The organism is Paraburkholderia sp., assembly GCF_028283785.1.
Taxonomy (GTDB): domain Bacteria; phylum Pseudomonadota; class Gammaproteobacteria; order Burkholderiales; family Burkholderiaceae; genus Paraburkholderia.
Genome location: NZ_JAPWKB010000005.1, coordinates 401,762 through 422,074, shown reverse-complemented (window position 1 = coordinate 422,074; position 20,313 = coordinate 401,762). Strand labels below are relative to the sequence as shown.

Annotated in this window: 17 protein-coding genes; 13 read left to right on the top strand and 4 right to left on the bottom strand. The window is 63.5% G+C overall.

The features are described from left to right. On the top strand, positions 1-909 hold the full coding sequence (locus PW947_RS05920) for an HlyD family secretion protein (RefSeq protein ID WP_299630134.1): 909 nt from the start codon (positions 1-3) through the stop codon (positions 907-909). Continuing rightward, positions 906-2,369, top strand: a complete 1,464-nt coding sequence (locus PW947_RS05915) for an efflux transporter outer membrane subunit (RefSeq protein ID WP_299630133.1) — start codon at positions 906-908, stop codon at positions 2,367-2,369. The genes PW947_RS05920 and PW947_RS05915 overlap by 4 nt, the downstream gene beginning before the upstream one ends. A gap of 149 nt (positions 2,370-2,518) precedes the next feature. On the opposite strand, the gene PW947_RS05910 is transcribed toward PW947_RS05915, so the two are convergent. From PW947_RS05910 to PW947_RS05900, 3 genes are all read right to left on the bottom strand, one after another. Continuing rightward, positions 2,519-3,592: a TauD/TfdA family dioxygenase gene (locus tag PW947_RS05910; RefSeq protein ID WP_299630132.1), complete on the bottom strand. Its 1,074-nt coding sequence runs from the start codon at positions 3,590-3,592 to the stop codon at positions 2,519-2,521. Between the two features lie 136 nt (positions 3,593-3,728). After that, entirely contained in the window at positions 3,729-4,925 is a 1,197-nt protein-coding gene (locus tag PW947_RS05905) for a multidrug effflux MFS transporter (protein ID WP_299630131.1), read from the bottom strand. Positions 4,926-4,943: 18 nt separating this feature from the next. Next, positions 4,944-5,669: an SDR family oxidoreductase gene (locus PW947_RS05900; protein ID WP_299630130.1), complete on the bottom strand. Its 726-nt coding sequence runs from the start codon at positions 5,667-5,669 to the stop codon at positions 4,944-4,946. Positions 5,670-6,055: 386 nt separating this feature from the next. On the opposite strand from PW947_RS05900, the gene PW947_RS05895 reads away from it, so the two are divergent. The 11 genes from PW947_RS05895 to PW947_RS05845 all read left to right on the top strand — a co-directional run bounded on the left by PW947_RS05895 (position 6,056) and on the right by PW947_RS05845 (position 19,380). Continuing rightward, positions 6,056-7,171, top strand: coding sequence for a porin (locus PW947_RS05895; RefSeq protein WP_299630129.1), 1,116 nt, complete (start codon positions 6,056-6,058; stop codon positions 7,169-7,171). A gap of 374 nt (positions 7,172-7,545) precedes the next feature. Next, the gene (locus PW947_RS05890) at positions 7,546-9,129 is read left to right on the top strand and encodes an ABC transporter substrate-binding protein (protein WP_299630128.1); all 1,584 of its coding nucleotides are present in this window, start codon (positions 7,546-7,548) and stop codon (positions 9,127-9,129) included. An 83-nt stretch (positions 9,130-9,212) separates the two neighbouring features. Further along, positions 9,213-10,457, top strand: a complete 1,245-nt coding sequence (locus PW947_RS05885) for an aromatic ring-hydroxylating dioxygenase subunit alpha (protein ID WP_299630127.1) — start codon at positions 9,213-9,215, stop codon at positions 10,455-10,457. 13 nt (positions 10,458-10,470) lie between these two features. Continuing rightward, positions 10,471-11,586, top strand: a complete 1,116-nt coding sequence (locus PW947_RS05880) for an ABC transporter permease (RefSeq protein WP_299630126.1) — start codon at positions 10,471-10,473, stop codon at positions 11,584-11,586. Further along, positions 11,583-12,500 (top strand): ABC transporter permease, encoded by a 918-nt coding sequence (locus PW947_RS05875; protein ID WP_299630125.1) that lies wholly within the window; start codon positions 11,583-11,585, stop codon positions 12,498-12,500. The genes PW947_RS05880 and PW947_RS05875 overlap by 4 nt, the downstream gene beginning before the upstream one ends. After that, positions 12,500-14,413, top strand: a complete 1,914-nt coding sequence (locus PW947_RS05870) for an ABC transporter ATP-binding protein (protein WP_299630124.1) — start codon at positions 12,500-12,502, stop codon at positions 14,411-14,413. The genes PW947_RS05875 and PW947_RS05870 overlap by 1 nt, the downstream gene beginning before the upstream one ends. 2 nt (positions 14,414-14,415) lie before the next feature. Then, positions 14,416-15,237 (top strand): 4,5-DOPA dioxygenase extradiol, encoded by an 822-nt coding sequence (gene ygiD / locus PW947_RS05865; protein WP_299630123.1) that lies wholly within the window; start codon positions 14,416-14,418, stop codon positions 15,235-15,237. After that, positions 15,234-16,241, top strand: a complete 1,008-nt coding sequence (locus PW947_RS05860) for a PDR/VanB family oxidoreductase (protein ID WP_299630122.1) — start codon at positions 15,234-15,236, stop codon at positions 16,239-16,241. Before ygiD ends, PW947_RS05860 begins: the two co-directional genes overlap by 4 nt. 19 nt (positions 16,242-16,260) lie before the next feature. Continuing rightward, complete coding sequence (locus PW947_RS05855; protein ID WP_299630121.1) at positions 16,261-17,337, top strand: acetamidase/formamidase family protein; 1,077 nt, start codon at positions 16,261-16,263, stop codon at positions 17,335-17,337. Then, a complete protein-coding gene (locus tag PW947_RS05850; RefSeq protein ID WP_299630120.1) occupies positions 17,334-18,251 on the top strand; it encodes a LysR family transcriptional regulator in 918 nt (305 codons plus the stop codon). The genes PW947_RS05855 and PW947_RS05850 overlap by 4 nt, the downstream gene beginning before the upstream one ends. 151 nt (positions 18,252-18,402) lie before the next feature. After that, the gene (locus tag PW947_RS05845; protein ID WP_299630119.1) at positions 18,403-19,380 is read left to right on the top strand and encodes a helix-turn-helix domain-containing protein; all 978 of its coding nucleotides are present in this window, start codon (positions 18,403-18,405) and stop codon (positions 19,378-19,380) included. Positions 19,381-19,536: 156 nt separating this feature from the next. Here the strand turns inward: PW947_RS05845 and PW947_RS05840 are convergent, their stop codons facing one another. Then, on the bottom strand, positions 19,537-20,157 hold the full coding sequence (locus PW947_RS05840) for an NAD(P)-binding domain-containing protein (RefSeq protein WP_299630118.1): 621 nt from the start codon (positions 20,155-20,157) through the stop codon (positions 19,537-19,539). Positions 20,158-20,313 lie beyond the last annotated feature (156 nt).

Sequence of the window (20,313 nt, the reverse complement as noted above, 5' to 3'; positions counted from 1 at the left end):
GTGAAAGTTAAAAACCCCCTGTTCTCCGCGGCGCAGATCCTGCTGACGCTTGTCGTTGTCGCCATCGCTTCAGTATTACTGTGGCGCATCGTCAACTACTACATGTTCTCGCCGTGGACCCGAGACGGCCACGTTCGCGCCGACGTCATCCAGGTAGCGCCCGATGTCTCCGGCCTCATCACCTCGGTGAACGTGACGGACAACCAGCAACTGAAACGCGGTGACGTACTGTTTGTCATAGACCAGGCTCGCTATACGCTCGCGCTTCGCCTCGCGGAGGCAAACCTCGAGCAACGCCGCGCGACGATCGATCAGGCGCGCCGCGAATATGCCCGCAATCTCAAGCTCGGCGATCTGGTCGCGAGCGAACTGCTGGAGGAAAGCCGCGCGAAGGTTGAGCAAGGCACAGGCTTGCTTGCCGATGCGCAGGTTCAGGTCGATACCGCCCGATTGAACCTCCAGCGCACGACGGTCAGAAGTCCGGTTGATGGTTATCTGAACGACCGCGCGCCACGTGTCGGGGAGTTTGTGAGTTCAGGTCGGCCCGTACTGGCCGTCGTCGACATGAATTCGTTTCGCGTCGACGGCTATTTCGAGGAAACGAAGCTGCGTAGCATCGCCGTCGGTCAGCCTGTTCTGATCGATGTGATGGGTGAGCCGATGAAATTGCATGGTCATGTGCAGAGCATTGTTGCCGCCATCGAGGATCGCGACCGGACACAAAGCCAGAACATGCTCCCTGATGTTAATCCCGCATTCAGCTGGGTCCGGCTCGCTCAACGTATTCCGGTTCGTATTTCACTCGACGAGGTGCCTGCTGACTTCCGGATGATCGCGGGGCGCACGGCGACGGTCTCGGTCGCCACAGGCAATGCCGTATCCCTCTCTGCTTTGGGGGCTGGACGATGAAGCTCATCGGCATATGTTCTGCAGTCATATCCGTGGTGTTGGGTGGTTGTATGACTGTCGGACCGGACTACAAAACACCGGACGGACCCTTGGTCAACGCACCGCTCGCGAATACATCGATCGTTGGCGCGACCGGCGCGCACGTCCAGCCGACGCCGGTGCCGGCGAACTGGTGGCGCCTGTACGATGACCCAGTGGTTAACCAGTTGGTCATCGACGCATTGAAGTCCAATACGGATCTGCGAGTGGCGGAAGCAAACCTGGCGCGATCGCGGGCGGCCTTCGATGTTTCGACGGCTCAAGGCGGCTTTTCGGGCAGTGTTTCCGCAGCGGTATCCCGGGTGCAGGATTCGGCCGAGCAGTATCTCGAAGAGAGCAAGCTGCCGGTCGCTAACGCGGGTGATGTCGGCATCAGCGTGTCATACGAACTCGACCTGTTTGGGAAGCTGAAACGCGGCGTGGAGGCTGCCCGTGCGGACAGTGACGCGGTTCAGGCAGCCAATGATCTGGCCCGGATCACGGTGGTCGCCGATGTCGTGCGTACATACGTCGATTCCTGCTCCGCTGCTCAGGACCTTGCAGTCGCGCGACAATCACTGAGTTTGCAACGGCAGCGCGCTGCCTTGTCCCGCAGACTGCGAGATCTTGGGCGAGGTAGTCAGCCCGATGTCACGCGCGACCAGACCCAAGCCGAAACGCTTGCTGCCGATATTCCTGCGCTGATCGGGCGTCGTAGTGCAGCACAGTACCGCCTTGCGATGCTGCTCGCGCGAGCGCCGTCGGATTTGCCTGCTGCTGTGCTGATGTGCCAGCGGCCACCCGTGTTAAGTGAACCAATCCCAGTCGGCGATGGACAGGCGCTCCTCAAACGACGTCCCGATGTTCGCGAGGCTGAGCGGCAACTGGCCGCGTCGACCGCACGTATAGGTGTAGCGACTGCCGCGTTGTATCCGTCAGTCAGCATCGGCGCGTCAACGGGCTTCACGGGCGTTCTGGACGACCTGGGTACGCAGCCAACGGCGCGCTGGGCTTTCGGTCCGCTGATTAGCTGGAATTTCCCGGTGAATGGCCAGCGGGCGCGCGTGCGGGAGGCGCAAGCCTCGACCGCCGGCGCGCTCGCGCGCTTCGATGGTGTCGTGCTCAATGCACTACGCGAGGTCGAAACGAGCCTGGCGACCTATGCCGCAGACCAGGCGCGTCTGGACTCGCTGCAGGCAGCATATCGATCAGCAACTCAGGCGACCGATGAAACGCATCGGCTGTATCTCGCTGGCCGCGAGTCGTTCCTCGCTGACCTCGATGCGACGCGTACGCTTACGGGCCTGAGCGCACGGGTTAGCGCTGCGGAAGGGCAGATCGCTACCGACCAGATCAACCTTTTTCTTGCGCTTGGCGGCGGTTGGTCGCAGGACGGTGGCGAGCAATCCGAACAACAAAAGGGTAGCCGTACTGTCCGATAGCCGGCTCGACGTGATGAGTGGCTATCAATTCTCGGGGGGACTACCAAACAAGCGCCCCATCGAACTTAACCGCGTAACCGTAGGCACGCTCCGTGAGCATCGATCGTGGCGGTTGAATATGGTCTGTCACCGCCACCGGGCGCAACAACTTATATCCTCGGTACCGCCGCAATCCCGATCCTGAAGTTACCGCGATCGTCGCCGCTTGCCTGATCGCGTGGCTGATAGCGCTCCTGCACCACGCCATTCTTGCCGAATCCGGGCACCAGTGAACGCGCGGATTTTCTCGACAGCCAGAGACGCAGCAGATGCCGACGGCGCTGCGGTTCCGGAAAATCGGTAAAACGCGTGCGCGAATGCAAGGCCGCGTAGTTCGATAGCCACTGAATGTCACCCGGGCGGAAATCCATCGCCAGCGACATGCCCGGCTCGTACGTGATGTCTTCGAACAGCTTCAGCACTTCGATCTGTTCCGGCGTCAGTCGCGGTACTTCCGGATATTCCTGCGCCGTCAGGATATACAGCGATCCCGCATACATGCTGAAGGTGCCGTTGGCCATGCTGACGATGGGCGACACGTAGGTGTTGGCGGGGGCATTGTGATCCTGACGACGCCAGTCCCAATGGAACGGTTCCAGCAGCAACGGCGCGAGGTCGGGACGGCGCTTGAGGATCTCGTTGTAGATTTCCGCGCCCGATACGATGATCGAGGCGCCGCCTTCCAGTGAGGGACGCAGGCACATCAACGCAACCACGTCGGAGCTGTCCGAATGGAAGGGCAGCAGGTCGCGAATCTTCGACGACAACGCATCGGGGTCGTCGAGCATCTTGTCCGATGTGGCGTACACGTGGTCGAGCAGATCGCCGAGTTCGTTCTGGCGGATCGGTTCGCCCACATGCAGGCCGAGGATGTAATAGATCGCCGCCGACAGCGCATCCGAATACAGGTCCGGGCGCAGTCCGCGAACCAGCACGAAACCGCGTCCTTCGTCGACGTCGTTGCACCATTCGACAAGCGCTTCGGCGCAGGCGACGAGCGGGTAATCGGCAGCCTTCACGAAACGCAGATCGGGATTGTCTTCGACGAAGCGGCGGCCCAGCGTCTCGAGCTCCGCGACCTGTTCCGCGCTGAGGTGATAGATCCAGTTCTGCTTGTCGAGAAGGGCGTCTCCCCGCCAGGCTGCGGTGCCTGTAACGGGTGACAGCGCTACGGATGTCGTCATGATGGTGTGGGAAGTAAGGACGTTAATGACTCATGGAGCGTGGTGCTTGATCGTCGACCACCACCGTATCATGGCGAAAATATCGACGGCGATCTTGTCTGATCGCGTATGCAGGCTTGTCACGACGGGCGCTGTCTCAAGGTGTCACGCGCGACGTCTTGCGCGCCAGCGCCGTGCTGGCGCGCCATAAGCAAAGCCCCAGTGCGACGGCGATTGCAAGGCCTTGCGCCATTCGCCACGGACTGTCGAAGACGAACGGCGGCGCGCAACCGGCCACCAGCGCGAAGATGAACATCTGCACGAAATTCTGCAACGATGCCACCATGCCGCGTAAGCCCGGCAACAAGCTCTGTGCGATTGCCGACATGCCGGGCATCGCGAGCGCCATGCCGGTGGCATAGACGAAAATCGGCACGACGGCCCACGGCAAAGCGGCCACGTAGACCGCGTTGTAGGCCAGATTCAGCAGCGCGCCGAACGCGGTGGTCGCGAGCCCCAGATAGACCGTCAGGATGCTGCCGAAGCGCGTGGCGCAGCGCGCGCTGCACGCCGAACCCACGACTACACCGCCGATCATCGGCACGAACAGCCACGCAAATGCGGTGTCCGGTTGATGCAGGATATGCATCACGAAGTTCGCCGAGCACGAGATGTAGAGCGCAAAGCCCGCAAACGCGAAGCCGTTGGCCAGAATCGCCAGCACGAATTGCCGGTGCCCGAGCGCGGCCATGTAGTTGCGCACGATCGCACGCAGATGAAACGGATGCCGGCCCGCGAGCGGCAGACTCTCCGGCAGCCAGCGCGCGCAGATCACCAGCAGCGCAGCGGCGAACACGGCCAGCAACGCGAAAATCGCGCGCCAGCCGAACGCTGCATTCAGTTGGCCGCCGATCACCGGTGCGACCGCCGGCGCGATCGCGAACATCATCATGATGTTCGCCAGCGTCCGCTGCACGGCCGGGCCGGTGAACGTGTCGCGCACGATCGCCTGGCCGACCACCATCCCCGCGCCCGCCGACAAACCTTGCAGCGCGCGAAACGCGAGCAACGCGGAAAAGCTTGGCGCGAGCGTCGCGCCGAGCGACGCAACCGCAAACATCGACAGCGCACCCACGATTACGGGACGCCGCCCGAACGAATCGGACAGCATGCCGTAGAACAGCGTCATCACCGAATAGCTGAAGAGATAGACGCTGAGCGTCATCTGCGCGAGTTCCGGGCTGATGTTGAACTGCCGTCCGACACCGGGCAGTGCGGGTAGATAGCTGTCGGTGGCGAACGGGCCGAGCATCGACAGCGCGGCAAGCAGGAGAACAAGCGGGCGCGTTTTCATCAGGGCTGGGCTCGCGCGTCAGACGGTCTGGTTGGTCGATGCGAGCATGATTTCGCGGATGCAGACGTTTTGCGGCATTTCATAGGCGAAACGGATTGTTTCCGCCACTTCCTCCGGCTGCAGGATCACGCCGCCAATCGATTCCTTCCACGCCTTGAAGCCATCCTTGATCGACTGGTTGGTCGTGATGGTCTGCAATTCCGTATTGCATGCGCCCGGCGCGATCAGCGTTACGCGCACGTTATGCGGCGCCACTTCTTCGCGAAGGTTTTCCGAAAGCGCATGCACAGCGTGCTTGGTGCCGACATAGGCGACGTGCGACGGATACGTCTTGCGTCCGGAGGTCGAACTGACGTTGATGATCGTGCCGTGACGGCGCGCCACCATGTTCCTGACGACCGCATGAATGCCGTTGAGCAAGCCTTTCACGTTGACATCGAGCATCCGGTCCCATTCATCCGGCGACTGTTCGGTCATGTCGCCGAGCAGCATCAGGCCAGCGTTGTTGACGATCGCGTCGGCGGGACCGTACTTCGCTTCGCCTTCGGCGACCGCCGCCAGCAATGCGATGCGGTCGGTGATGTCGACCTTGCGGCACATCGTATTGGGCAGGTCCAGCGCTTCGAGGCGATCCAGGCGCCGCGCCAGCAGCAACAGTGGATACCCGAGTCCCGACAGCAGCCGGGCGGTCGCTTCGCCGATGCCCGAACTGGCACCGGTAATGATGATCAATGGCTTCGACATGAACAGCTCTCCCTTAGCGGACCGATAGAAGACCGGTCGCAGACCGTGATTCGAACGTGTGACGCATGACGCGAGCGCCACGCAGCGATGCCGCAAGCGGGCGTGCGCACGCGCCCGTCGGGATCGACCCGCCGCCGAGCTTAAGCGCTTGCGACGGCGCCGGCTTGTCTGCATGCGCGCGAAGTCTTGAACTGATGCGCCCCAATATTGACGCGGAAACACCGGCATTTTTGACGGGGTATTAAACAAGTGCCCGAGCGTGCGCGGTCAAGTTTTGACGAATTTGCCTGGTTAGTTTTGAGCGTGCCGGCTGACACCGCCGGACGAAGCCGGATCAGGGTTTCGTTGACGGAATTTCAGTCCCCCTTTCTATCCAGGATAAACACATGAAGAAGTTACTGTTGTGCGCGGCGCTGCTGTCCACTGTCGGCGTCGCTCACGCGCAGAGTTCGATCACGCTTTACGGGGTCATCGATGCGGGTCTCACCTACATCAACAATCAGGGCGGCGGCCGACTGATCGAGTTCCAGGACGGCGCGAATTTCGGTAACCGGTTCGGCCTGAAGGGTTCCGAAGATCTCGGCGGCGGCATGAAGGCGATCTTTCAGCTCGAAAACGGCTTCAGTCTCGGCACCGGCGCGCTGCGCAACGGCGGTGCGCTGTTCGGCCGTCAATCGTTCGTCGGGCTGTCGACGCCTTACGGCACGATCACGGGCGGTAACCAGTACGACTTCGTCGCCGATTACATCAACCCTTACAACCTGAACGGCTATGCCAGCGTGTACGCGGGCCACATGGGCAACTTTGACCGCATCGCGGCGAACGAGATCACCAACTCCGTCAAGTTCAAGAGCGTCGACTACAACGGCTTCACGTTCGGCGGCATGTACGGCTTCGGCAACGTGGCCGGCAATTTCAACGAGAACAGTGCGTGGAGCGTCGGGATGGGCTACAAGCATGGCGGCTTCAACATGGCTGCGGTTTACCAGCGCCTGTACAACGTGCAGATCGACCCGTACGCGCAGATCGGCGTGACGACCTTTCTCGGCCAGACGGTCGCAACCCGCAACGCCGACGGCACCGTCACCGATCTCTACGCCGGCCCGTATTTCACGGTGGATCGCCAGTCGGAAACCGCGGTCGGCGCGAGTTACAGCGTGGGCGCCCTGACGATGGCAGCCAACTTCACATCGACCAACCTGCGCTACGGCGCCGACAGCGCGACGATGAACGTCTACGAAGCCGGTGCGATGTATTTCATCAAGCCCGATATCGCTGTGATCGGCGGCTACCAGTACACCACTTACGACGGCGCGCACTGGCATCAGCCGACCCTCGGCGCGCAGTACTACGTCTCGCGGCGCACCAACTTTTACGTGAACGTCTCGTATCTGCGGGCGTCGGCGGGCGTGGATGCGAATCAGGGCGCGGGCTTCTATTCGCTGCCGTCGAGCACGCGCACCCAGATCACCTCGCGGATCGCAATGATCCACACGTTTTGATGCACGGCGGGCGTCATGGACATTTGCAGACAGCTTTTTGTGCGTGCTCCGACAAGACGCCTGAAATTGACCCCTCTAACCTGAAGTCTCACCGTCACCCCGGCAGTCGCGCAGCGGATCCTTTTTTGAGCATCAGCCATCAGCACCTGTCATGAACACCTGTGATCAGCACCGTGAGCCGTCTTCATGCCGCGTAGAAGCAGCACAGCACGCGCGTGGAGCGGGCGGATGCGGGCTCCGGTGTCAGGTTGGATGGCCGGTGACAGCCGGTTCTGCTGCAGGCGCTCACCGGTATGTCGGCGGTGTGTGACGGAATGGCCTCGATTTGAAACGGCGTGCTGCGTCGACGCAGCACGCGATAACAGGATTTCCCCATGACAAGTCGCAGAAATTTCATCCAGATGCTGAGCGGCTCGCTGGCGGGCCTTGCGGTGCCCGGCGTGGCCGGTTCCGGCGGACTGAGCGCGCTCGGTGCGGTTAGTGCGGTAGGCGCACTCGGCGTGAGCGGCGCGGCCGAAGCCGCAGGCGCCCCGCTGACGATCGCCTTTCCGACCGATGTGCCGTCATGGGACCCGCTCGTGCGCGTCGCACCGAATCCGATCTCGATCTATCGCAGCGTGTTCGATGCGCCGATCGATATCGACGAAAAAGGCGTGTTGCGTCCGGGTGTCGTCACGGCCTGGCGCTGGAAAGACACCGACGGCAAGGTGCTGGAACTCGATTTGCGCAGCGACGTGCTGTTCCACAACGGCGACAAGCTCACCTCCGACGACTTCAAGTTCACCTTCTTCGATCGCTTGCAGGCCGACAAGTCGTTGCAGGTCGGCGGTATCTGGTGGGCGCTGGTGGGTATCGACACGCCGTCGCCGACGCGCGTGGTGATGCACTTCAAGGCGCCGATGGTCACCGCGCCCGCCTTCCTCGGCTACATGGGCGGCTATCTGCTGCCGCGCAAATATTTTGAGCAGGTCGGCAGCGCCGGTTTCATCGCGAAGCCGATCGGATCCGGTCCGTATCGGCTCGTCGACTATCAGCGCGACTCGCGGATCACATTGAGTGCGTTCGACCGTCACTGGCGCGGTCAGGCGAAGGTGCGCGACGTGGTGTTCCAGGTGGTCAAGGACCCGACCTCGCGGGTCTCGGCCGTGCAGGCCGGACAGGCCGATGTCTCCGGCATGCTGCCGTTGCGCGAAACGGTGCGTCTGGGCCAGAGCGGCGGTCTCGGCAGCAAGATCACGCCGACCATCGATTCGTACCTGATCCACATGGTCAACGACGGTCCGACCAAAGACCGCAACGTGCGTCTCGCGATGCATCATGCTATCGACAAGCAGGCGCTCACGCGCGCGTTCTTCAACAGCGTGCCAGCGCCCATGGCGACGCCGGCCGCGCCCGGCACGCCGGCCTTCGATCCCGATTTCAAGTTCGCCTACGACCCGGCGCAGGCGCAGCAACTGCTTGCCGCGAGCGGTTATTCGAAGGACAAGCCGGTACGCGTCAAATTCCTCGCGACCAACGGTGTCTACCCGAGCGACTACGACATGGCGCGCGCGATCGTGCAGATGTGGAAGAAGGTCGGCATCGAGGCTGAACTCACGCCGATCGAGACAGCGCAATTTTTCACCCAGGCCGTGGCCGGCACCTTGCCGGGCCCGACCTTGTGGATGTGGCAGAACGGCAGCGGCGACCCGGAGCTGTCGGCCGGCTCCTACCTGAATCCGAAAACCGGATTTTCGGTTTGGCGCAGCCCTGACGTGTCGCCGCGACTCGACCCGCTGCTGGTGCAGCTCGACGAAACCAAACGGATTGCCGGCTACAAGGAGTTTCATCGTTGGGCGGTCGGGGAGGGCTATGCCGTGCCGCTGATGCAAGGCATCGCGACCGCCGCCTATCGCAAGAACATCGGCTACACGCCATTTTCGAGCGGCTGGATGTTGCCCGACTACTGGAGCGTCTGAGACGCGCAGCGCGGCCAGATCGGCGCAGCCTCGCGGCGCGCCCCGACTCCAGAGATACCGAAGAACAGCAAGAGAACCAACACATGACCAAATTTCGTAACCCGCAACTCGACGACGCGTTTTTCGCGGCGCTCGACCGATCGGCCGCGCCGGTCGGACAGGCCGAAACCCTGCCGCCGGTGTGCTACACCGATCCCGATTTCTTCGAATTCGAAAAGGAAGCGGTCTTCAATCACGAGTGGCTGTGCGTCGGGCGTGAAGACTGGGTCCGCAATCCGGGCGACTACTTCACCACCTCGATCATCGGCGAGCCGCTGGTCATCACCCGCAACGCGCGACGCGAGATCAAGGCGATGTCGTCGGTCTGCCAGCATCGCGCGATGGTGGTGGCCGAAGGCTTCGGCAACGCACGCGCGCTGCTGTGTCCGTATCACCACTGGGCCTATTCGCTCGACGGTGAACTGATTGCCGCGCCCGCGATGGAGGCCACCGAAGGCTTCGACAAAAAGGATTTTTGCCTGCCGACGATGAAGGTCGAATGCTGGCAAGGCTTCATTTTCATCAACTTCGATCATGAAGCCGCGCCGCTGGCTCCGCGCCTCGTCGCCCTCGACGCGGTACTGGCGAACTTCGATCTGACCAACGCCGAAGGACCGCGTCCCGACAAGCCGTTCCACTTTTCGTGGAACTGGAAGGTGATGTTCGAGAACAACAACGATGGTTACCACGCAAACCGGCTTCATCACGGGCCGCTGCACGACTTCGTACCGAGTTCGCTGGCAACCTTCCCGGAGCAGTTGCCATCGGACACAGCCGGCTACTACCGTTTCAACGGCACACTGCACGCCGACGCCGCCTTCAACCCGACGCAAAAGGCGCTGTTCCCGATCTTCCCGAAGCTGACCGACGAGGAACGCAACCGCATGCTGTTCGCGAACCTGCCGCCGACACTATCGTTGGTGATGTCGGTGGATAGCGTGATCTTCATGATCCTGCGCGCGGATTCGGCGGGCACGCATTTCGTCGATCAGGGCGTGCTGTATGCGCCGGGCGCGATGAAAGATCCGCTGTTCGAGAAGCGTGTGGATATGAGCATGAGCGCCGTGTCCGACATCATCGCGCAGGATCTGCATGTCGACGAAATGGTGCAGATGGGCCTGCAATCGCGCTATGCGGTGCGCGGCCGTTACTCGTGGCAGGAACGCGCGCAGCAGGAGCTGAACGCGTGGCTGGTGCCGCGTTATCAGGCGGCGCATGACCGGGCCGGCGAGATCGCCAGCGGCGCACACGGCAAGCTGGCCTCGATCGACGTGGTTGTCGTGAGCTGACACGGAGACCGATATGGGCATGCCCTTCGAAGCGTCCGGCGTGCATGCCGGTTCGTCTGCAACCGGTGTCGCGGGTTTGCCCGGCGTGCCCGGCGAGTCGCGCGCCGCCCGCGTCAACCGGCGCGTCGTGCGGATGGCGTGGCGGCTCTGCCGCCGCATCGCGATCCTGCTGGCGGTGTCGGTGGTGATTTTCGGTGTGCTGCGGCTGTTGCGCGCCGATCCCGCCGCGATGATGCTCGCGCCGAACGCGAGCCTCGCCGAGATCGCCGCCGTGCGTCACGCGCTCGGCCTCGACCAGCCGCTCGCGGTGCAGTATCTGCGCTGGCTCGGCGGTGTGCTGCATGGCGATTTCGGCCGCTCGATGCAAAACGGCCTGCCGGTCGGCCAGTTGATCGCCGCCGCATTGCCGACCACGCTCGAACTGCTGTTCGGTGGTTTGCTGCTCGGCGTCTCGGCGGGGGTTGCGAGCGGCATCTACGCGTTCAGCCGACGCGGCCGCTTCGCCGAGAAACTCTGCGAACTGCTCAACGGCCTGGCGATGTCGGTGCCGGATTTTCTGTGGGGCATCCTGCTGATCCTGTCGTTCGGCATCCTGCTGAAGTGGCTGCCGTTTCTCGGCCCGATCGATAACGCGTACACGGTTGCCCGTCACACCGGTTTCCTGCTCATCGATACGCTGATCGACGGCCAGTTCGCGGCGTTCGGCAACGCGCTGCTGCATCTCGTGCTGCCGTGCGTCGCGCTGGGCATGGGTATCGCGCCGCCGCTGATGCGCATTCTGCGCTCCAGCCTGCTCGGCACCTACACCGAAGAATTCATCCTCGCCGCGCGTCTGCGCGGTCTGACCGAAGCGCAGATCCTGCGTCACCACGGCTGGCGAAATGCCGCGCTGCCCACGCTGAACATTCTCGCGATGCAGGTGAGCCTGCTGATCGGCGGCACGCTGCTGATCGAAAAAGTCTTCGGCATGCCGGGTATCGGCAGTCTGATGGTGAACGCGATCGGCGCGCGCGATCTGCCTGTTATTCAGGCCCTCGCGCTGGTGTATGCGGTTGTCGTGCAGGGCGCCAATGCGCTGACCGATGCGCTCGAAATGGTGCTGAACCCGCGTCTGAGGATTCAATCATGAGTACCCCACTGAGCGCGCCTCGTTCGTCATCGGCCCGGCCGCCCGCGCCTTGGCGCGCCGCGCTGTGGCGCGTGGCCTGCGAACCGCGTGTGCTGTTTGGTGCGTTCGTGCTGATCGCGCTGACGGCGATTTCCGTGCTGGCGCCCTGGCTCGCGCCGTTTCATCCGGACGACCAGGATTTGCTGAACACCTTGCTGCCGCCGGCCTGGATGGCGGGCGGTGCGCACGAGCATCTGTTCGGTACCGATTCGCTCGGACGCGATCTGTACAGCCTCGCGTTGTACGGCGCGCGCGTCGCGGTGCTGGTCGGCTTTGCGGCACCTGTCGGTGCGGCGCTGATCGGCGGCACGCTTGCGCTGGTGGCAGGCTGGTGCGGCGGCAAGGTCGACTGGGCGATCTTGCGGATCGTCGAAATCTGGATGTCGTTTCCGGCCGTGGTGCTGGCGCTGGTGCTGGTGGTGGCACTCTCGCCGAGCGTCGTCAACGTGATCATTGCGCTGGTGTTCGTCGACTGGACGCGATTTTGCCGGGTGCTGCGCGCCGAGGTCATCGTGATCCGGCGACGCGATTACGTCGCGGCGGCGCGTATCGCCGGAGCCAATCCGTTGCGCACGGTGCTGTTCGACGTGCTGCCCGGCGTCATGCCGACGCTGATCACGCTGATGAGTCTCGAAGTCGGCATCGCAGTGGTCGCGGAATGCAGTCTGTCGTTCGTGGGGTTGTCCGCGCAGGCTGGTCAACCCACGTGGGGCAGCATGACTGCGGATGGCCTCGCCAATGTGTTCAGCACGCCGTGGGGCTTGATCCTGCCGATCGCCTGCACCGTGCTGACTGTCCTCGGCACGACCTTCCTCGGTGAAGGTCTGCGCCGCACGACGGATTCCCGTCTGCTCGAACGCCAGGATAACCCGTGATGAATCTGCTTTTCCGTTCCCTGTCGGGTCGCGCGCCGGTCGCAACGCAAACCAGCACGGCGGACGACGACCTGTTGAAACTCGATGCGCTAAACGTCGAGCGGGATGGCGTCGCGTTGCTGCGCGACATTTCGATGTCGCTGCGCCGTGGCCGCACGTTGGGACTGGTCGGTGAATCGGGCGCGGGCAAGAGCATGCTCGGCCGGGTCCTCGCGCGGACAGTACCGGGCGGCTTCGCGGTGCGCGCAGACGTGCTGCGTTTCGGCGGCATCGATCTGCCGTCGGCCAGCGCTGCGAGCCATCGTGCGCTGCTCGGCCAGCGGATCGCCTTCATTCCGCAAGAGCCGATGAGCGCGCTCGATCCGACCTTGACCATCGGCCGGCAATTCGCGCTGCATCTCGACCGGCTCGGCGTGCCGTCGGGCGAGCGCCGCCAACGCAGCATCGATGCGCTCGCCGAAGTATTGCTGCACGATCCGGAAGGCATCCTGACGCGTTATCCGTTCCAGTTGTCGGGCGGTATGTGTCAGCGGGTCTGCATCGCCATGGCGTTCGCCAGCAATCCCGACCTCGTGATTTCCGACGAAGCCACCACGGCGCTCGACGTGACGACCCAGCGGCATGTCGTCGAGCTGATGCGCGCGATGCAGGCAAAGCGGCGCACCAGCGTGTTGTTCGTCACACACGATCTCGGCCTCGCGCTGCATGCATGCGACGACATCGCCGTGCTGTATGCGGGCGATCTGGTCGAAGTCGGCGAGGCGCGGCAGATCGTCGATATGCCGCGTCATCCATACACCCGTGCGCTGTTGCGCGCGAATCCGCCGCTCAAGGGCGAGCGCGTGCGGGTCGATCCGCTGAACGGGCATATGCCGGGCTTCGAGGAAATGGGCGCGATAGCCGGTTGCCGTTTCGCCGCCCGCTGTGCGTATGTCAGCGAGCCTTGCCAGGCCGCGCCCATTCCGATGCAGACCGTCGATGGCGTCGCGGTGCGCTGCGTGCTCGGCGGCACGTTGCCCGAGGCCGCGCCGCGTGCAACGCTCGCCGTGCCGTCGACGATGGCCGATGCGCCATTTCTGATACTGCGCGGCGTGGGCAAGCGTTATGCGCCGGTCGGCGGGGGCGGCGGCTTGGGCATTAAAGGTGGCAGGGGGGCGGGAAAGGCGCCGGTGCTCGCACTGAGTCCGCTTGACCTGTCGATCGCGCCGGGCGAATTCGTCGGTGTGGTCGGCGAGAGCGGCAGCGGCAAGAGCACGCTCGGCCGTCTGGTGATGGGTCTGGAAACGCCCAGCGAAGGCTCGATCCTGCTCGACGGCGAACAGCTCGACGCCAGCCGCGAGATGTGGCGCAAGCGTATCGACGCGATCCAGATGGTCTTTCAGGACGCCCGCGCCGCGCTGAATCCGCGGCGTCGGCTCGGCAGCATCGTCACCCAGCCGATGGAAAGCCGCACGCATATGCACGTCGACCGCGCGCGCCGCGCGCTCGATCTGCTCGATGAAGTCGGCCTCGCGCCGGAGATGGTCGCGCGCTTTCCAGCGCAACTCTCGGGCGGGCAGCGGCAGCGCGTGAATATCGCGCGAGCACTGTGCGACGTGCCGCGTCTGCTGGTCGCCGACGAGATCGTCTCGGGCCTCGACGTCTCCGTGCAGGCGCAGATCATGGAACTGCTGCTTGCGTTGCGCGAGTCGCACAAGATCGCGCTGATGCTGATTTCGCACGATCTCGCCGTGGTCCGTTACCTGTGTACCCGCGTGGTCGTGATGCAGCGCGGCGTGGTGGTCGAAGCTGGACCGACCGAAGCCGTGCTCAACGATCCGCAACATCCCTATACCCGCAGCCTGATCGACGCGGCGCCGCATATCGGGCCCGCACGCGTTGCGCCTTCTTCTTCCGCTCCCCATTCACTGTAATCATGCCTACTTCTTCCTCCGCCCGAATGCCCGTGATGTTCTTCGGTCACGGCAGCCCGATGAACGCGATTGACGACAACCGCGCCACCCAGGCCTGGACGGCGATGGGCGCGGCTGCCGGAATGCCGCGTGCGATCGTGATGATTTCCGCCCACTGGCTCACGCGCGGCACGGCCGTCACGGCCAATCAGAATCCGCGCACCATTCACGATTTCGGCGCGTTTCCTCGCGCGCTGTTCGAGCAGCGTTATCCGGCGCCGGGCGATCCGGCGCTGGCCGCGCGCGTCGCTGAACTGCTGGCGCCGCTGCCGGTGACGCTGGACGCCGCGTGGGGCTTCGATCACGGCACGTGGTCGGTGTTGCTCAAGGCGTTTCCGCACGCGAACATTCCCGTGATCCAGATCAGCATGGACCGCACGCGCGGCGCGCGTCATCACTACGAGATCGGCCGCGCGCTGCGCCCGCTGCGCGATGAAGGCGTGCTGATCGCCGCGAGCGGCAACGTCGTGCACAACCTGTCCGCGATGGATTGGGGTTCGCCGACAACGGGCTACGACTGGGCACAGCGCTTTCACGATCACGCGCTGAAAGCGATCATCGAAAACCGTCCGGACGACGTGATCGATTACGAGAGCGCCGGCGGCGACGCTGCGCGTTCGATTCCGTCGCCCGATCACTACTGGCCGTTTCTGTACGCGCTCGGCGCGCGTCACGAAGACGATCCGGTGCGGATCGAATCGAACTTTCTCGAATACGGCTCGCTCAGCATGTTGAGCTTTATCCTCGGTGAAACGGCCGACGCGCCTGCGTCGCTCGCCGCATGAGCGCGCGCGAGGCCATCACGATGGATACGGGGATTGGCTTGAGTTTGCGCGTGGCCCGTCGGTTCGAGGTCGCGCACGACATCGTCGCGTTCGATCTCGAAGCGGCCGACTATCTGCCGTTGCCGCCGTTCGAGGCGGGCGCGCATCTGGAAATTGACTGCAACGGCCAGCGGCGACATTACTCGCTGTGCAGCGATCCCGCCGATTCGTCGCGCTACACGATCGCGGTGCAACACGAGCGGAACGGTCGCGGCGGCTCGCGTTATCTGTGCGAGACGCTGCGCGTGAACGACACACTCGACGCGCTCGGCCCGCGCAACCACTTCGCGATGACGCCCGCGACGCGGCCGCCGCTCCTGATCGCGGGCGGGATCGGCATTACGCCGGTGATGTCGATGGCGTGGTCGCTGCATCACGCGGGCATCGGCTTCGAGATGCACGATTTTGCGTCGTCGGCGGCGCGCCAGGCTTTCGTCGATGAAATCGGCCGCGCGCCGTGGGCGGGCAAGGTCACGCGTCATCTGGGGCGTTGTACGGATTTCACGCTGCTAACGGGCGGTTTCGAACCCGGTCGGCATCTCTATGTGTGCGGCCCGTTCGCAATGATCGACGCGGTGCTCGGTGCGGCCCGCGCGATGGGTTGGCCCGAAGACCATCTGCATTGCGAGCGCTTTGCCGCGCCGTCGTCCGCCGATCGTAGCGATGCCGACAGCGACCAGGCCAACCAGCCCAACGACTTGCCATTCGAAGTCGAACTCGCATCGAGCGGCCGGCGCGTGCCGGTCGCGGTCGGCCAGAGCGTGTGTGCGGCGCTCGCCGGGATCGGCGTGCATGTGCCGATGTCGTGCGAGCAGGGCGTGTGCGGCTCCTGCACGACGCGCGTGCTGGCCGGCACGCCCGACCATCGCGACTGGATTCTGAGTGCCGACGAGCAGGCATCGGGCACGGTTTTCACGCCATGCTGCTCGCGCGCAAAAACACCGCTTCTCGTTCTAGACCTTTAAACTGGATTTCATCGCTCACATGGCATTCATTCCAAAGGGCGCGCCGCGCGCCAATCCCGAACCGTCCGCGCTGCATACCTTGCGCGCAACACCGGCCAACGTACATTGGGGCTACTTCGACGCCGCGCTGGCACCGGCGCTGACCGTGCGTAGCGGCGACCTGATTTTTGCGGAAGCTGTCACGCATCACGCCGGCGATGCGCCCGATCTCATGATGGACGACGCGCTGCACGCGCTGTGGAAAGCGATTCCCGAAGACGACCGCAATCCCGGCGTGCACATCATGACGGGTCCGATCTTCGTCGAAGGCGCGCAGCCGGGCGACATGCTTGAAGTTCGCTACATGCAGATGACGCCGCGCTGCCGGTACGGCTCGAACCTCGCCGCGAACTGGGGTTATCTGTACAAGGAAATGGGCGAGAAAGAACGCGTCACCATCTATGAACTGGACGAAGGCGCGAACCATGCGTCGGCGCTTTATGCGTACGATTTCAAGGGCAAATATCTGGTCCCCGGCACGATGACCGATTGTCCAGTCTGCGATCGGGAGCCCGCGCTGAACGGCGTGCGCATTCCGGCACGTCCGCATCTGGGCACGGCCGGCGTCGCGCCTGCGGTAGACGGCCGCGTCAGCACGATTCCACCCGGCCGTCACGGCGGCAATATCGACAACTGGCGCATCGGTGCGGGCGCGACGATGTACTACCCGGTGCAGGTCCCCGGCGCGCTGTTCTCGATCGGCGATCCGCACGTCTCGCAAGGCGACGGCGAGATCAGCGGCACTGCGATCGAATCGTCGCTGAACGTGACGATGCAGATTATCCTGCGCAAAGACTTTACCTTTCCGACCCCGCTGCTCGAAACGCCGGATAGCTGGATCGTCCACGGTTTCGATCCGCAACTGGACCGCGCGTTGCGCAATGCGTCGCTCGATACGATGACGCTGCTCGAAGAGCATGTCGGCCTGTCGCGCAACGATGCGTATTCGCTGATGAGCGTGGCGGGCGATGTCGGCATTACGCAGGTGGTCGATGCGACGCTCGGCGCGCATGTGCGAATTCCTCGCGGGATTTTCCCGAAGCTTGGGAAAAAATGAACCGCTTGCGCGAGATCGAAACCTTCGTTGGCGTGGTCGAATCGGGTGGCTTTGCCGCCGCCGCCGATGCGGAAGGTGTCTCGCGCGCGCTGACGTCGCGCACCGTGCAGGAACTGGAGCGACGGCTCGGCGCGCGGCTGTTGCACCGGACTACCCGCAAGGTCGCGCTAACCGCAGCGGGCGAAGCGTATTACCACGCCTGCCGCGATATTCTGCTGCAACTCGATTCCGCCGACCGCCTCGCGCAAAGCGAACGCGATCACGCGTCGGGCGAGTTGCGGATCAGCGCGCCGGTCAGTTTCGGGATCGCGCATCTCGCGCCTTTGTGGCCGGGTCTGCTGGAACGCGCGCCGCTGGTGCGGCCTGTCATCACGTTGTCGGATGCATTGGTCGATCTGGTCGCGGAAGGCTTCGATCTCGCGATCCGGATCGCGCGGCCGGCGGAATCGTCGCTGGTGCACCGTCGGCTCGCCAGCACGCCGCTTTATGTCTGTGGCTCGCCCGACTATCTGGCGCGGTATGGCACGCCGCAGACGCCAGCGGATCTCGCAGCGCATCAGTCGGTCGCCTACGGCTACTTCTCCGACAAGAGCGACTGGCGGCTGCTCGAACGCGCAACCGGCGTCGAACACATCGGACGGCCGCGTCCGGCAATGACCGCCAATAACGGCGAGACCTGTATCGCCGCGGCCGAGGCGGGCATCGGGCTGGTCCTGCAACCGGGCTTCCTCGTGATGCCTGCCATCGAGCGCGGCTCGCTCGTGCCGGTGCTGGACGCGTTCGCGCCTCCGCCAATCGGCATTTATGCCGTCTATCCCAGCCGGGAACAGCTTCCCGCCAAAATCCGCGTCGCCATCGACTATCTTGCCGGGCAATGGAGCGACGCACCATGGACGCGCCTCGTCGGGCGCTAGTCTTTCACAGCGGTGCAACGTGCACGACAACGGGCACGTTGCGCGTGAACGACCCGCTACAAGGCCCGTGAAAAGCAAATCGAGCACTTGGCGCGCCAATTGCATGTGTTGACTCAAGTCAATTGCTTGATCGGGGATCGCAGGTATGGCAATGAAATCCTGGCACTTTTCGACGCAGAAAAGTACGAGCCACGAACGACCGTATGTCTGGCAGGAAGCGATGGACGCGGTGTGTCTGCCGATGAGTCCCACGGCCATCGACGATAGTTTCGAAGGCGATGTCGTGGGTCTGGTATCGCCGACGGGTATCGAATTTTCGCGGGTCCGCGCCACGCCGCTGACCATCTCGGGCTGTTATCGCAACCAGCAGGCCGCCTTATGGCTGGCGTTGCTGCTCGACGGACAATCGGTGTTTCAGGGCGCGGGTACGCGGGTCGAAGTCTCGCGCGGTGACATGCTGTACGGCCCGAGCGGGCGCGATTCGACGCTCGAACTGCCGGCGGATTTTCGGCTGCTGTATGTGCGTGTGCCGCTGACCTTGCTGCATCCGGGGCTGGTCGATCCGCAGATGCTCGATTGCGGGCTGCTGCCCGCCAAGGCTGGTTTGACGCGCGTGCTGTCGGGCATGTTGCGCGCCGTCGGCGACGATCTCGAAGACTTCGATGCCAGTGACATTCATCCGGTCGAAGTGGCGCTGTCGGAGTTTCTGGTGGCGAGCCTGTCGAACGCGCATGCGACGCGCCGCTTTGGCGACCGCACGCGTGCAGCGCATTTCCTGCGGATCTGTCAATCGATCGATCAGCAGCTCGGCGACGCCGAGTTGTCACTGACGCGGGTGACCGAGCAGCAGCGGGTGTCATCGCGTTATCTGCAGAAACTATTCGAAGACGCGGGTTTGAGCTTCACTACCTACCTGCGCGACCGGCGTCTCGAACGCTGTCGGCAGGATCTGATGAGCCCTGCGCATCGCAGCCTGTCGGTGTCGGAAATCTGCTTTCGCTGGGGTTTCAACGACGCAGCGCATTTCAGCCGGAGTTTTCGCGCGAAGTACGACATGACGGCTCGCGAGTGCCGTGCGATGACCGGTGTGATCGCGCGTGTGGAGTCGGCACACGAGTTGAGTGCGTGATGGAAGCGGCGGCCATTGGTCGCCCGTTTGTGGCCGGTGTTGTTTCCGTCGTGCGAACGTTCGGCAAAGGTGAAGGGTCGATGACAGGATGGATGAAAAAAGGCCCGCCGCACGATGAGTGCGGCGGGCCTTTTTAAGGTTCTTCGCGCGACAAGATTAGCGCGTGATCCACGTCGGCGAGATTTGCGTGCCGAGGCCCGCACCATAACCGAGATAAATGTTCAGACCGGCGACGGCTTCCAGATAGCGGGCGTTCTTCAGACCGCCTGCGTCGATGGTTGAAAAGCCCATCGAGCCGGCCACTGCGACCACACGTTCTTTCGCGGCGGCGTCGTCCGAAGCGACGAACACCGACGCTGCCTGCGAGGGAAACACCGGACCTTCGCCGAGCACTTGCGCGAACAACGTATTGAACGCCTTCACCACGCTCGCGCCCGTCAGCTTCGCGATCTCTTCGGCGGCCGAGGTGGTGTGGCCGATCGTGAGGCCCATGTAGTCGCTGGTCAGCGGATTGGTGACATCCACGACTACCTTGCCGTCGAGGGTGCCGAGCGCGTCGAGTGCGGCAGCGACCGAATCGTAAGGCACTGCCAGCACAATCAGTTCTGCATTGTCCGAAGCTGAGGCGAGCGGTGCGCTTCGTGCGCCATATTGCGTCGCCACCTTTTCGGCGTTCTCCATCTGACGGCCCGTGACCGTTACCGAGTGACCTGCGGCCGACAGTTGCTTGACCATTCCCGCGCCGACGTTGCCGTATCCCACCACCGTAATTTGCATCACATTCTCCTTGTTTGCGTGAGCGTGAATTTACCGGATGGGGCGCGCGCGATAAATGCCGGAGAGGTTGACGGTGTGTCTACAGGAGGCGAGTACGAAACGACAGGACGGGCACGCGGTCAATGCGTTCTGTCTACTGACGTTCACTGCGTGCCC

Coding starts and splice junctions, on each gene's coding strand:
- PW947_RS05915 (WP_299630133.1), top strand. CDS start 906: ATGAAGCTCATCGGCATATGTTCTGCAGTCATATCCGTGGTGTTGGGT.
- PW947_RS05910 (WP_299630132.1), bottom strand. CDS start 3,592: ATGACGACATCCGTAGCGCTGTCACCCGTTACAGGCACCGCAGCCTGG.
- PW947_RS05905 (WP_299630131.1), bottom strand. CDS start 4,925: ATGAAAACGCGCCCGCTTGTTCTCCTGCTTGCCGCGCTGTCGATGCTC.
- PW947_RS05900 (WP_299630130.1), bottom strand. CDS start 5,669: ATGTCGAAGCCATTGATCATCATTACCGGTGCCAGTTCGGGCATCGGC.
- PW947_RS05895 (WP_299630129.1), top strand. CDS start 6,056: ATGAAGAAGTTACTGTTGTGCGCGGCGCTGCTGTCCACTGTCGGCGTC.
- PW947_RS05890 (WP_299630128.1), top strand. CDS start 7,546: ATGACAAGTCGCAGAAATTTCATCCAGATGCTGAGCGGCTCGCTGGCG.
- PW947_RS05885 (WP_299630127.1), top strand. CDS start 9,213: ATGACCAAATTTCGTAACCCGCAACTCGACGACGCGTTTTTCGCGGCG.
- PW947_RS05880 (WP_299630126.1), top strand. CDS start 10,471: ATGGGCATGCCCTTCGAAGCGTCCGGCGTGCATGCCGGTTCGTCTGCA.
- PW947_RS05875 (WP_299630125.1), top strand. CDS start 11,583: ATGAGTACCCCACTGAGCGCGCCTCGTTCGTCATCGGCCCGGCCGCCC.
- PW947_RS05870 (WP_299630124.1), top strand. CDS start 12,500: ATGAATCTGCTTTTCCGTTCCCTGTCGGGTCGCGCGCCGGTCGCAACG.
- ygiD (WP_299630123.1), top strand. CDS start 14,416: ATGCCTACTTCTTCCTCCGCCCGAATGCCCGTGATGTTCTTCGGTCAC.
- PW947_RS05860 (WP_299630122.1), top strand. CDS start 15,234: ATGAGCGCGCGCGAGGCCATCACGATGGATACGGGGATTGGCTTGAGT.
- PW947_RS05855 (WP_299630121.1), top strand. CDS start 16,261: ATGGCATTCATTCCAAAGGGCGCGCCGCGCGCCAATCCCGAACCGTCC.
- PW947_RS05850 (WP_299630120.1), top strand. CDS start 17,334: ATGAACCGCTTGCGCGAGATCGAAACCTTCGTTGGCGTGGTCGAATCG.
- PW947_RS05845 (WP_299630119.1), top strand. CDS start 18,403: ATGAAATCCTGGCACTTTTCGACGCAGAAAAGTACGAGCCACGAACGA.
- PW947_RS05840 (WP_299630118.1), bottom strand. CDS start 20,157: ATGCAAATTACGGTGGTGGGATACGGCAACGTCGGCGCGGGAATGGTC.